This is a genomic window from Trichococcus patagoniensis, assembly GCF_003051085.1.
GTDB classification, from domain to species: domain Bacteria; phylum Bacillota; class Bacilli; order Lactobacillales; family Aerococcaceae; genus Trichococcus; species Trichococcus patagoniensis.
On sequence record NZ_QAOM01000008.1, the window covers coordinates 112,448 to 125,174 of the forward strand.

Annotated in this window: 11 protein-coding genes; 10 read left to right on the forward strand and 1 reads right to left on the reverse strand. The window is 47.1% G+C overall.

All coding sequences use genetic code 11. The features are described from left to right. Positions 1-91: 91 nt before the first annotated feature. Positions 92-1,795, reverse strand: a complete 1,704-nt coding sequence (locus C8U37_RS07010; RefSeq protein WP_108032548.1) for an NFACT RNA binding domain-containing protein — start codon at positions 1,793-1,795, stop codon at positions 92-94. A gap of 1,429 nt (positions 1,796-3,224) precedes the next feature. Between C8U37_RS07010 and trpX the strand changes: the two genes are divergently transcribed. The 10 genes from trpX (at position 3,225) to C8U37_RS07065 (ending at position 12,721) form a co-directional block, all read left to right on the forward strand. Further along, a complete protein-coding gene (trpX, locus tag C8U37_RS07020; RefSeq protein ID WP_245879781.1) occupies positions 3,225-4,268 on the forward strand; it encodes a tryptophan ABC transporter substrate-binding protein in 1,044 nt (347 codons plus the stop codon). A gap of 5 nt (positions 4,269-4,273) precedes the next feature. Continuing rightward, the gene (locus tag C8U37_RS07025) at positions 4,274-5,170 is read left to right on the forward strand and encodes an ABC transporter permease (RefSeq protein ID WP_108032550.1); all 897 of its coding nucleotides are present in this window, start codon (positions 4,274-4,276) and stop codon (positions 5,168-5,170) included. Beyond that, positions 5,163-5,957 carry an ABC transporter ATP-binding protein gene (locus C8U37_RS07030; RefSeq protein WP_108032551.1) on the forward strand — a complete coding sequence of 265 codons (795 nt, stop codon included), beginning with the start codon at positions 5,163-5,165 and terminating at the stop codon, positions 5,955-5,957. Before C8U37_RS07025 ends, C8U37_RS07030 begins: the two co-directional genes overlap by 8 nt. 19 nt (positions 5,958-5,976) lie before the next feature. Beyond that, on the forward strand, positions 5,977-6,831 hold the full coding sequence (locus tag C8U37_RS07035; protein WP_108032552.1) for an LD-carboxypeptidase: 855 nt from the start codon (positions 5,977-5,979) through the stop codon (positions 6,829-6,831). A 399-nt stretch (positions 6,832-7,230) separates the two neighbouring features. After that, entirely contained in the window at positions 7,231-8,172 is a 942-nt protein-coding gene (locus C8U37_RS07040; RefSeq protein WP_108032553.1) for an aspartate carbamoyltransferase catalytic subunit, read from the forward strand. Positions 8,173-8,209: 37 nt separating this feature from the next. Further along, the gene (locus C8U37_RS07045; protein WP_108032554.1) at positions 8,210-9,487 is read left to right on the forward strand and encodes a dihydroorotase; all 1,278 of its coding nucleotides are present in this window, start codon (positions 8,210-8,212) and stop codon (positions 9,485-9,487) included. An 89-nt stretch (positions 9,488-9,576) separates the two neighbouring features. Beyond that, positions 9,577-10,230 carry a YczE/YyaS/YitT family protein gene (locus tag C8U37_RS07050; protein WP_170100214.1) on the forward strand — a complete coding sequence of 218 codons (654 nt, stop codon included), beginning with the start codon at positions 9,577-9,579 and terminating at the stop codon, positions 10,228-10,230. 120 nt (positions 10,231-10,350) lie between these two features. Next, the gene (nrdH, locus tag C8U37_RS07055) at positions 10,351-10,590 is read left to right on the forward strand and encodes a glutaredoxin-like protein NrdH (RefSeq protein ID WP_108032556.1); all 240 of its coding nucleotides are present in this window, start codon (positions 10,351-10,353) and stop codon (positions 10,588-10,590) included. Between the two features lie 134 nt (positions 10,591-10,724). Then, positions 10,725-11,141 (forward strand): OsmC family protein, encoded by a 417-nt coding sequence (locus C8U37_RS07060; RefSeq protein ID WP_108032557.1) that lies wholly within the window; start codon positions 10,725-10,727, stop codon positions 11,139-11,141. A 101-nt stretch (positions 11,142-11,242) separates the two neighbouring features. After that, a complete protein-coding gene (locus tag C8U37_RS07065; RefSeq protein WP_108032558.1) occupies positions 11,243-12,721 on the forward strand; it encodes a phosphate:AMP phosphotransferase in 1,479 nt (492 codons plus the stop codon). Positions 12,722-12,727: the final 6 nt, after the last annotated feature.

Here is a 12,727-nt window from a genome sequence, read left to right on the forward strand (position 1 = left end):
ACAACCTCGATACGGTCAAGAAATGATTGTCGAGAAAAAGAAGGTACCGACTCGGTTGAAGAGAGTCGGTACCTTCTTTTTTCTTGCGGTATCAGTCCGCTTTTAACGATTTGATCAATTCCTTGTCGGGGGTCACATAGACCGTCTTCTGTCCTTCATAGATGACGAAGCCGGGTTTGGCTCCGTTCGGCTTCCGGATCTGCTTGACGGCCACATAATCGACGGGAACATTGGCCGAGTTCTGGAATTTGGAATAGTAGGCCGCAATGTTGGCAGCTTCCAGTATCGTTTCCTCGCTCGGGTGGTTGCTCTCAATGATGACGTGGGATCCGGGGATATTTTTGGCGTGCAGCCACGTATCCGTCTTTTTGGCGGTTTTCAAAGTCAATTGATCGTTTTGGAGATTGTTTTTACCGACCAGGATGCTCGTGCCATCAGTGGATCTGAAACGATGGGGTTTGCTTACTTTTTTCTTCTTGTGCTTCAGCGACTGCTTGCGCTTCAGGTAACCAGATTCGCTCAACTCATCCTTGATCTCCTCCAAGTCCTGCGGATCGGATAATTGGATCTGTGTTTCGATCGTTTCAAGGTATTCGTTTTCCGCATGCGTCTGCCTGATCTGTTCATTCACGTGGTTCACAGCTGTAGTCAGCTTCTGGTACTTCGAAAAGTACTTCTGGGCATTCTGTGAAGGCGTAAGGGAAGGGTTCAGTGTGATGGTGACAGGTTTTTCCTCGTCATAGAAATTGTTAAGCACGACTTCCTGTTGGCCTTTTCCGAACTGATGCAGATAGGCAGTCAAGAGTTCGCCTTTTATCCGGAAAACATCGGCCTTTTCGGTTTCCAGCAAAGTTTGATCGAGTTTCTGCAGCTTCAATTGATTTTTCTTACGTTCGGTACTGACGATCTGCAGCAAGTCGGAAGCGACTTGGTGGATGCGGTCGCGTGTTGCCTTTTCCGCATAGTAGGCGTCCAGCAGCTGGCTGAGGGTAGCGAATGACTGCTTCTCGCCGGTCAGACTTTCATAAGGGAAGGGCGTGAAATGCTGCTTCCTTTTGCCTTCATTCGTCAAGGTCGGCGTCACCGTCTCCAGCCGGTCTTTGAAAAGCTGGATGCCTGCCGTCACTGATTGATTTTCTCCACCGGCATAATGAGCGATTTCCTGCGCTGAATCACTCCCAAGCCCCTGGAAGGTTTGCTGTAAAGCGTTCCGCAAAGGGACTTCAGGATCGAATTGCGTAACGAGGTTTTCGATCTCGTCCGGTTCAAGCGCAAACAGATCCGACCGATCCTGATGAGGCGGCAGCTGATAAGCTACGCCTGGATGCAAGGGCCTGAAGCTGTTCTGGTAAAAAGGCACATGCTTCAAGCAATCGATGATGATTCTTGATTCTTTATCGATCAAAAAGATGTTGCTGTGACGACCCATCAATTCGACGATGAGCTCCAGTTGCTGTTGGTCGCCAAGTTCATCGAAGTTCCGGAAAGAGAAAATGACGATCCGGTCATTGCCTAATTGGCGAATGTCTTCGATGATCGCTCCTTCCAGTTTCTTGCGGAGCACCATGCAGAAATTTGGAGCTGAATCCGGATTGGACAAAGAATCCTCGATGACTTGCAGCCGCGCATATGAAGGATGCGCAGAAAGCAGGACTCGTTTATTTTTCCTGTTGGCGCGTACTGTTAAAATGATTTCGTGCTGAAAGGGTTGATGAACTTTTCCGATTCTTCCGTTTTCCAACTCCCGGTTCAGTTCACTTACCATCGCACGCGTAAAAATACCATCAAAAGACATAGATGTACCTCCTATAGGCATGTCTGAATATGCCTTAACATTATAACACAAATACCCGAACTGAAAAAACGGCCGTTCCGACCGAAAGGCAAGGGGATTTATTCGTTTTTTGGACATTGAAAATTCGGGAAGGGGTGGATGAAAACAAAATACTGTTAGTTTCCCAAGGAGACAATCAACATAGTGACATTTAATTTGATTTTTTTATTTTCTTGTAATTTAATAAACACCTTTGCATATTCTGTCCGATATTTCACGCAGAAATCGTAGGGGGCTGGTGAACAGAGTGTAAAAATAGTATGCTGAAATGCTTATACATAAGTATTGTAAGCATGTTTCCCTAGAATCCAATGTGAACTTTTCGGGAAGTTCGTTCCATTGATTTAAACGACTGGAAATTAATTCAGCACGGATTTCACAGGGGGAATTTCACGTAAAATAAATATGTTAATAATATTACATAAAAATGTTGCTTTTTAAACTGAGGTGACTTATACTAAGGAAGTAATCGAAACATGGAAGCGGTTGCAACTTTATTGTCGTCGTGTTTTGTTGAATGTCAGCACCACTGTGATTGGAGCCCATCATAATGGGGGCCTGCTGTTCATTCATAAGCACCAGCAGAAAGTCAGCAACTATACGTCATGGGGTGTTGCAGAAGAAAAGGATTGCGATATCCAAACTGAATCCATCGCGACAACTGAACTTTGGGCTTGTCGCATATTAAAAATCTCATTACTGTGTTGTGGTGAAGAGAAATAGCCTTGGGGGGATGGAGTACGTAATGGATGAATCAACAAGATTGCAAAGTATGGTGTTTTGCTCGATTTTTCATAAGCTTCATCAGCAAACTTATACTGCCATTATTCAATGCATATCCATCCTTTATTCAGCACCCTTCGATTACACGTACACGCGAAATAGGTGAAATCATTTCGAAAGCCAATTTGAACTTCCCCCGAAGTTTTTTTGGGTCAATCAAAAACAAAAAACATGATCACAGGGAAGGTTCCTGGATCATGTTTTTTGATTTGCGTACAGGGAACGGAAGGGAATATGAGAATACCTCATCTTTTTCTAATCCTACTCTTGACTTTATTTTTCCCATTGGTTACTATTAAATTATCAAGCATAAAGGAGCAATCAAGCATGTCAGCACATACACGCGTTTCCAAAGTGAATTTTTTCGATTGGCAAAGCCACGTGGAGTAGGTTGTTCTTTGTGACGTATTGATTGTCCGTAGATACAGCCTCAGATGAAACATCTGAACAGTATCTATGTGGATTACTAAAGATATTTAAGCCGCCACATAGACAATATCGGTCTGTGTGGCGTTTTCTGTATTCAGCCGCCATACTTGGTTCAGATGGCGGCTTTTTTTATCACTTTTTTACAGAATAAGAAGCAGAAAAATTGGAGGAATCAGAAATGAAAAAATTATTCAGAGCACGCGCAAGCATCTTGACCCTTATGGCAGCGACAGTATTGATGGCATGTGGCAATACGGATAGCAATAATTCGGACACCTCTTCGGACGGTTCCGCGGCAAGCTCCACCGACAGCATCAATCCGGATTTGCCGTACATCGGCATCATGCAATTGACGACCCACCCGGCACTCGATCAGATCGGGGAAGGCATCATCGACCAATTGGAAGAAGCCGGCTATGTGGACGGCGAAACGGCTACGATCGATTTCCAAAATGCGCAAGGCGACCAGTCAAATATGCAGTCGATAGCGGAGCGGTTCGTATCGAATGACGCGGATATCATGATCGGCATCGCTACCCCTGCAGCACAAGCTTTGGCGAATGCATCCAGCGATATTCCAATCATTTTGGGAGCCATCACGGATCCGGTAGCTGCCAGTCTTGTGGAGTCAATGGAAAAACCGGGCGGCAACATCACCGGCGTCAGCGATAAGACTCCTGCCCGCGATCAATTTATTTTGATTCAACAGCTGCTTCCTGAAGCCAAAACGATCGGTATCCTTTATTCATCCGCAGAGGACAATTCAATCAGCTCCGCTAAAGAGGCTGAGGAAATTGCCGCTTCATTAGGCTTGAAGACAGTCACGAAAACGGTCACTTCCACGAACGATATCGCGCAAGTCGCTGAAAGCCTTGCTTCTGAAGTGGATGCCATCTACGTACCGACAGACAATACCATCGCAAGCGGTTTAGCGACATTGATCCCGGTTGCGGATGCTTACAATATTCCTGTTTTCCCGGCTGTGGACACGATGGTTGAAGAAGGCGGATTAGCAACTATCGGTCTGAATCAATATGCATTGGGTACCCAGACTGGTGCTGTGGCAGCCGATATCCTGGCCGGAGCCGATCCCGCTACTTACCCAGTACAATACGCGACCGGTATTCAATTGGTCATCAATCAAGCGAAAGCGGACCAATTGGGCATCAAGATTCCCGATGATATCGCACAGAATGCCATCTTTGTAGGTGAAGGAGAGTAGATTTAATGAACATGATTATTTCCGCCGTCTCCCAAGGGTTGCTTTGGAGTATTCTGGCACTGGGTTTGTTTGTAAGTTTCCGTATTTTGGATTTGGCCGACATGACTACCGAGGGTGCGTTTCCCCTCGGTGCGGCTGTGGCTGTCCAAGCCATCACTTTAGGGGCCAATCCTTATATCGCTATTATATTTGCCATCATTGCCGGCAGTTCAGCCGGGCTGATCACTGGTTTTCTGATCACAAAACTGCAGATTCCCAGTCTTTTGGCAGGTATTCTGACGATGACCGGTCTCTATTCCATCAACTTGCGTGTAATGGGTAGAGCAAACATCAGTCTCTTGGGCAAGGATACGATTTTCACGGTTTTCAAAGATATGAACCTTCCCAGACATTTCGACACGATTACGGTGGGCTTGCTGGTAGTCGTCCTCATCATCGGACTCTACGTCGTCTTTTTCAAAACGGAATTCGGTCAAGCTATCATCGCAACGGGTGACAACGAAGCGATGGCCCGCTCATTGGGTATTTCCACGAACACGATGAAAATCGTCGGCTTGATGATTTCGAACGGGATTGTCGCTTTGGCGGGATCCATCATCGCCCAGGACAATGGCTACGCCGATATCAGCATGGGTATCGGAACAATCGTCATCGGTCTTGCTTCAATCATCATCGGCGAGGTATTGTTCACGAATGTCTCTTTCAAGATTCGGTTGGTTTGCCTGATGCTGGGTTCGGTCCTGTACCGTTTGATCATGGTAATGGTATTGGAAGCCGGCATGAACCCGAATGACTTTAAGTTGATTTCAGCTGTATTGTTGACCTTCTTCTTGGCGTTGCCGAAAATCAAGGAAACCTATTACATGTACTCATTGCGGAAGAAGGTGAAGAGAAATGACTAATCAGGAAGCGATGTTGACGATGTCACATGTCTCCAAAACGTTCTACCCTGGTTCGCCCAATCAGGTCAACGCACTGCAGGACGTCAATCTGACGGTCAGACAAGGCGATTTCATCACTTTGGTCGGAGGCAACGGAGCCGGCAAATCAACCTTGTTGAATGCCATTTCCGGAAACTTCTTGCCTGATACAGGCGACATCATCGTGAACGGACAAAATGTTACCTTCCTGAAAGAAGACAAACGTGCTCCTTACATCAGCCGGGTCTTCCAGGATCCAAAAATGGGGACCGCACCACGGATGACTGTGCAGGAAAATTTGTCTTTAGCATACCGCAGAGGTCAAAAACGGACACTGCGCTTCGGGACTTCGCATGAAGAAAAAGTATTCTTCAAAGAGGAATTGAAAAAATTGGGCTTAGGCCTGGAAAACCGGATGGACTCTGAAATCGGGCTGTTGTCGGGCGGACAGAGACAAGCCATCGCTTTACTGATGGCAACAATGAAACGGCCGGACATCCTGCTGTTGGATGAACATACGGCAGCCTTGGATCCGAAAACGGCTAAATTGGTCCTGGAATTGACGAATCAACAAGTCATCGATAACAACCTCACCAGCATCATGATCACCCATAACCTGCAGGATGCCATCCAGTACGGAAACCGCATGCTGGTGTTGCACCACGGCCAAATCATGAAGGATTATGACGCTGAAATGAAAAAATCATTGACGCCCGAAAAAATATTTGCTGAACTTCAGGAATTATCCATCCAAGACATCTTGGTCTGACAGAAAGGTAGTGATCTTTATGTGGCATCCGGGAGATGCGATCGGCTTCATCAGCTGTTCGAACGGATTGACGAATAATGATCGCTCGCTGGAAATGGTTTCGTCACTCAGCCGGAAACTCAAGGATGATTTTGGCCTTGAGACGGTAAGGAGTGAGGTCCTTTTCCTGAATAAAGAGACACAACAAACCGAGGCCCCTGCATCCCGTGCAGGGGCTTTGTTGTCCCTTTACTCCGACGCGAGCGTAAAAGCGATATTTGATTTGTCCGGCGGGGATTTGGCCAACGAAATATTGCCTTATCTCGATTTTGAAATCATCAAAAAGAATTCCAAACCCTACTTCGGCTACAGCGACAATACCGTGATCGTGAATGCTATCCAGGCAAAGACCGGCATCCAGAATGTCCTCTACAATCCCAAGGTGCTCGTGAGCCGGGAGGAAGCGTTCCAAACACAAGCCCTCCGTGATTTTGTCAGCCAAATCGAAGCAGACTGGACTGGAACTATCGAAATAGGCGGAAAACGCGCCTCCGAACAATCCGCGGCAGTTTTTACTGGCGGGAATCTGCGCTGCTTCCTGAAGCTTGCAGGGACCCCTTATTGGCCGAAATTGGAAAATAAAGTGTTGGTCCTCGAATCGGCAGGCGGCAGGTACGAAGCGATGTGCAGCGGGTTGGCGCAACTGGAACAATTGGGCGCGTTCGCAAAAATCAACGGTATGCTTATCGGGCAATTCACCCAGATCGAGTTGGACGGAAAAACGGCTGCTTTTCTGGCTGTGTGCCGCAATTACGCTTCGCGGTACGGGTTCCCGCTATGGGAAACGGACTTCATCGGACATGATGACCGTTCAAAGCCGGTGCGCATCGGCTAATGGCTGTTTTCATGTTTGATCGAGAAAAAACACAGCATCCGCTTAACCAGCATTGACAAAAGCGCCTGTGCGCGTTATTATTTTAGCAACAGAATGAATTTCCTTTAACGAGAGTCCAGAGAGACTACTAAGGAGCATATCAGGCGTACTGCGCCTTCATCATGACTTTATGCCCATTGTCTCTTTGACCATGGGCTTTTTTTCTGGAGATTTATCCTATCGCACAACTGAATAGCGAATGTGAGACTTTAAGGGGGTCCTGTGAGGCCCGCAAGGTCACTAGATGGCCGCTCTCTGTATCCAAATCCGGGAGCGGCTGGCCTAGAACCTGAAGAGCTTACAAATTCTTCGGGTTCTTTTTGCCTCCATTCACAAAAAAACTAATTGGAGGGCTTTAAAATGATGCAGACAACAAATCAGATCGCATTAAAAAACTTTGTAAGTGTCGAGGAACTCACGAATCTGGAAATCATGTCCCTGATCCTGCGTGCATCCGAATTCAAAAATGGCGTCCTACCGGACAGAAATTTGACTGCTGGAATCTACGCTTCGAACTTGTTTTTCGAGAACAGCACACGCACACACAAAAGTTTCGAAATGGCGGAACTCAAATTGGGGATGCAAGTCATCAGTTTTGACACTTCGACAAGCAGCGTCAGCAAAGGCGAATCACTGTATGACACAGTCCTGACCTTGTCGGCAATCGGTGTGGATGTGGTCATTATCCGCCACAGTGCAGAAGCCTACTATAAAGAGTTGATCGAAAGCCCGGGCGTTACCGCGTCCATCGTGAATGGCGGAGACGGCGCCGGCCAGCATCCGAGCCAGTGCTTGCTGGACTTGTTGACGATTTATGAAGAGTTCCATACTTTCAGCGGCGTAAAAGTGGCCATCTGCGGCGACTTGTCGCACTCACGCGTAGCCAAAACTAACATGCAGATGCTGCAGCGACTCGGAGCGACCGTCTATTTCACGGGTCCTAAAGAATGGTACGATCCCACTTTCGATCAATACGGCACGCACAAGGAAATCGATGACATCATCGGAGAAGTCGATGTCATGATGCTGCTCCGTGTCCAGACGGAACGCCATGGCGGAAAAGCAATGCGCTATACAAAAGCAGAGTATCTCGATCAATTCGGACTGACAGTTGCACGCGAAGCCCTTATGAAGGAATCAGCCATCATCATGCATCCCGCGCCTGTCAACCGCGACGTGGAATTGGCGGACAGCCTCGTGGAATGCCATCGCTCACGGATCGTGACACAGATGAAGAATGGCGTCTTTGCCAGAATGGCCATATTGGAAGCTATCCTGAACGGAAGAACAGCGAACCTATAATCATATAATCATAACAATTCACCAGTGGAGGGATAACATGTCAGTTTGGATAAAAAATGCGAAAATGTTGGGTCAAAAAGAGGAACTCATTCCTGTAGAGATATATGTGAAAGACGATAAAATTGCCGCAATCGGCCAGGATCTGCAAGGAACGGCTGAGGATGCGACAGTCATCGATGCCAAGGGCGGTCTGGTGACTCCAGGATTGGTCGACGTGCACGTGCATTTGCGTGAACCGGGTTTCACCTATAAAGAGACGATCGAAACAGGGACACAGGCAGCCGCCCGCGGAGGTTTCACGACAGTCTGCGCAATGCCGAACCTGAATCCGGTACCGGATACGGCTGATAAATTCGCTGCTATCCAACAGCTGATCAAAGACACAGCCATCATCAAAGTCAAACAGTACGCGCCCATCACCGAGAACTTGCGCAGTGACGTCCTGACCGATCAGAAGCAATTATTGGAAGCCGGCGCTTTCGCCTTCACCAACGACGGAGTGGGTGTCCAAACAGCCGGAACGATGTATTTGGCAATGAAGGAGTCCGCAAAGAATAACGTCGCTCTTGTTGCGCATACAGAAGACGACTCGCTGTTGTTCGGTGGCGTGATGCACAAAGGCACCCGTTCCGAAGAATTGGATCTGCCGGGCATCTTGAGCGTTACCGAATCGACCCAAATCGCCCGCGACGTGCTTTTGGCGGAAGCAACAGGCTGTCATTACCATGTCTGCCATGTTTCCACGAAAGAAAGCGTACGCGTCATCCGTGATGCCAAACGTGCTGGGATCCATGTCACTGCCGAAGTCGCTCCGCATCACTTGATTTTGGTGGATGGTTCCATCCCGTCGGATACCGCCATCTACAAAATGAACCCGCCTTTGCGCGGCGCTGAAGACCGCGCAGCCTTGATCGCAGGTTTGTTGGATGGCACAATCGACTGCATCGCAACCGATCATGCACCGCACGGCGAAGAAGAAAAACAAGGCGGTATGGTCGGCGCTCCATTCGGCATCGTCGGCATCGAGACGGCTTTCCAATTGATGTATTCCAACTTCGTCTTAGGCGGCGTCTTCACCTTGAAACAACTGGTTGATTGGATGACCGTCAAGCCAGCGGCATTGTTCGGTATGGAGTCAGGAACACTGGATATCGGCTCCCAAGCGGACATCGCCATCTTCGACTTGTCCAACGAATACGAAATCCGCAGCGAAGACTTCCTTTCCAAAGCGACAAATACGCCGTTCACCGGCTGGAAAGTCAAAGGTGAAACGCTTTATACACTAGTGGACGGAAAAGTCGTCTACTCAAAATAAATAGAAGCTCCGAAGTAAGCAACGAATTGCAATTCGTTGCTTCTTTCTTTATAATGACAAGGCAGAATAATGAATGGATAGGTGAAAAAATGACGAAACATTTAAAGAACATGTTATTGGTCATCGTGGCGGTAATCATAACCGCTATCGGAGCTAGCATAACAGTAAAAGCCAACGTCGGCGTGGGTGCCTACGAAGCCCTTAACATGAGCATCAACCAACTTTCCGGCATCAAAATCGGGACGCTGGCAATCATACTGAATATCATATGTGTAGTGATCCAATGGCTTTTGATGAAAAAAGATTTTTCGCTCAGACAATTGTTTCAGATTCCGGTCACATTGATCCTCGGACAAGTGATGAACCTGATGCTTTATACGGTATTTTCCGGCGTGACGATCGAACAGTATTGGGTGAAGATCGCGATGGTCATTTTAGGGGGCATCATAGCCGCCATTGGGGTCGGATCAATGATGGCCTTGAATTACATCAATATGCCTTTGGAGGGCGCTTGTATGGCCTTTAGTAACCGTTTTGGCTTCAACTTCGGGAAAGTGCGCCAAATGGTAGATGTGTTTCTGATTGTAGCCGCTTTGCTGATCACATTCTCCACTGGCACAGCCATTACCGTACGCGAAGGGACCATCATCAGCATGCTTTTCTTCCCGACGAGCATGAATTTCGTTTATGAAAAAATCAGATCCTTGGCCGCCGCGCAGGAACTATCCATCGATCTGGACTGATTCATTTCGTCGCAAACCACTAGATATGGTTTGTTTTTTGATCGATAATACTGTATGATGTATCCATAAGCTTTATCCGAATATAAGATTTTTATCGGATAATCAATGGAGGGAACCATCATGTCGAACAAGAATGTCACAGTATACACGAAACCAAATTGCATGCAATGCAATTTCACAAAGAAATTTTTGGATGATAACAGCATCCGTTATGAAATCAAAGATATCCAGGAATCCGAAGTGGCCTTGGCGGAAGTCAAAGAGTTGGGTTTCCAAGCTTTGCCGGTAGTCGTCTTTGATGGCGTGGAGCCGTTTTTCGGATTCCGGCCTGATTTGCTGGAACAACTGATCACAGCTTAATCGTGCACTACCCAAACAGCACCAGATTGTCCCTCAGTGGACTTCTGGTGCTGTTTTTTCAGCTAAAAATGGTGAATCATGTTAAAATAGAGGAAAGAACCAATAATTTTGCAGCTGGAAAGGAGATTTTCAATATGAAGAACTCGTTATATCATACGGAAGTCATCAATGATGAGGGATTGAATGGAACGGCTTATGTCAAGGATGGGGCATCTCTGCAGACATCAGATCCATTGAAGGATTCACCGGGTTTCAACCCGGAACAATTATTCGGCTTAGCTTGGTCGACTTGCTTGAATGCGACTATCGAGGCTTTGCTGAATGCAAGGGGAGCCGCGGCACGCAGCAAAGTGGAAGCGCATGTCGATTTCAGCAGGGAAGACGATCGCAAGGGCTTTTATTTCGATTTGAAGGCTTATGTTTCCGTAGAAGGCATGGAATTGGCGGACGTCGAGAAACTTGCGCAATCCGCTCACAATCGTTGTCCGGTTTCAAAGATCATCGGTGACTACAATCATGTGACCCTGGAAGTTGTCCCTTATACAGAATAAGCCCCTCAAGTCATCTATTCCAAGTAACGGCTCATCCGTATCACTTTGCTTCGGTCTGTTTTGTGATAAAATAGTGAAAAGCAGAAAAGGTGGCGTAGCATATGTTAAAAGACTTCGATTTTGACAAAAAGGACACGACATTATCCGGCACAAAAAGATCTGAACTCGGCAGCGAATTGGCCGCTTTGCAAAGGAAACTGGTCACCAGCGATTCATCCATGCTTATCATTGTCGATGGCTGGGAATCCTCTGGTAAGGGCCATATATTGAAAGATCTGACGAGGGAACTGGATCCGCGTTATTTTGAAGTAAACGTCTTCGATGACGCAATGGATGATAATGATAAGCATCCTTTTTTATGGCGCTTCGCGAGGGATTTACCCGGCAAAGGACGGATCGCTTTTTTTGATCGCAGTTTCTATTCTGAACTCATGAACGATTTGAAAGTGAAGGATGAACGTCTGGAACATCACCTCGGCTATATTAGTTTTCTGGAGCGGATGCTGATTGCCGACAACACAATTGTCCTGAAATTATTTCTGCACCACTCGGAAAACACGATGGAAAAACGGATTGAGAAACTAAAAGACGATCCGTACAGAGAATTTTTGATCACGAAAGACGATGAGAAACAACTCAAAAAGTACACTAAATATTTGAAACACTTCGACAAAATATTGGGAATGACCAATTTTGAGGCGTCACCCTGGCACGTGATTTCTTCAGAGGATCTGAAAGACGCTTCCCGAGAAGCGATAAGCATCGCGAGCAGCACTTTGAAGAGCCACCTTGAGCAAACCGAAAAGAAACCTCCGGTGCCGATCCGCTCCGGCTTGAAGGAAAAGCTATTGGCCAAAGTCGATCTGAAAGCTACCATAACGGAAGAAGAGTATGAGGCGCAGCTGGCGAAACTACAGGCAGAAGCGGGTGAATTGGTCTACGAAATGTGGCTGAAAAAGATCCCGTGTATCCTTGTATTCGAAGGGACGGATGCAGCCGGCAAGGGGGGTGCAATCAGCCGATTGACAAGGTTGATCGATCCCCGCAGTTATGATGTCGCTACGACAGCAGCACCTACGGAAAATGAGAGCCGTTATAACTATCTTTGGCGTTTCTATCAGACTTTCCCGGTAAAAGGAAAGATGACCATCTATGACAGAAGCTGGTACGGCCGCGTATTGGTGGAACGGGTGGAAGGTTTCACGCCAGAGCACCGCTGGGCCGCTGCTTACGAAGAAATCAATGAAATGGAACATAATTTGGTTCATGATGGCTTGTTGATCATCAAGTTCCTGATCGTGATAGACAAAGAGGAGCAAAAACAGCGCTTCAAAGACCGGGAAAATGATCCGGATAAGAATCACAAACTGACCGATGAAGATTGGCGGAACCACGAAAAATTCGAGCAATACGAAAAAGCAATGAACGAAATGGTCGCCAGAACGGACACGAAAGACGCTCCGTGGATTATTGTCGAAGGGACTCAGAAAGAATATGCCCGGATCAAGGTGTTGAAAGAATTCATCAGCCGGGCAAGAGCCTTCATCGATAGCCGCGAGGGCAACAAGCAAGGAAAATAGTCGAAT

Coding starts and splice junctions, on each gene's coding strand:
- C8U37_RS07065 (WP_108032558.1), top strand. CDS start 11,243: ATGTTAAAAGACTTCGATTTTGACAAAAAGGACACGACATTATCCGGC.
- C8U37_RS07025 (WP_108032550.1), top strand. CDS start 4,274: ATGAACATGATTATTTCCGCCGTCTCCCAAGGGTTGCTTTGGAGTATT.
- C8U37_RS07030 (WP_108032551.1), top strand. CDS start 5,163: ATGACTAATCAGGAAGCGATGTTGACGATGTCACATGTCTCCAAAACG.
- C8U37_RS07010 (WP_108032548.1), bottom strand. CDS start 1,795: ATGTCTTTTGATGGTATTTTTACGCGTGCGATGGTAAGTGAACTGAAC.
- C8U37_RS07060 (WP_108032557.1), top strand. CDS start 10,725: ATGAAGAACTCGTTATATCATACGGAAGTCATCAATGATGAGGGATTG.
- C8U37_RS07050 (WP_170100214.1), top strand. CDS start 9,577: ATGACGAAACATTTAAAGAACATGTTATTGGTCATCGTGGCGGTAATC.
- C8U37_RS07035 (WP_108032552.1), top strand. CDS start 5,977: ATGTGGCATCCGGGAGATGCGATCGGCTTCATCAGCTGTTCGAACGGA.
- C8U37_RS07045 (WP_108032554.1), top strand. CDS start 8,210: ATGTCAGTTTGGATAAAAAATGCGAAAATGTTGGGTCAAAAAGAGGAA.
- C8U37_RS07040 (WP_108032553.1), top strand. CDS start 7,231: ATGATGCAGACAACAAATCAGATCGCATTAAAAAACTTTGTAAGTGTC.
- nrdH (WP_108032556.1), top strand. CDS start 10,351: ATGTCGAACAAGAATGTCACAGTATACACGAAACCAAATTGCATGCAA.
- trpX (WP_245879781.1), top strand. CDS start 3,225: ATGAAAAAATTATTCAGAGCACGCGCAAGCATCTTGACCCTTATGGCA.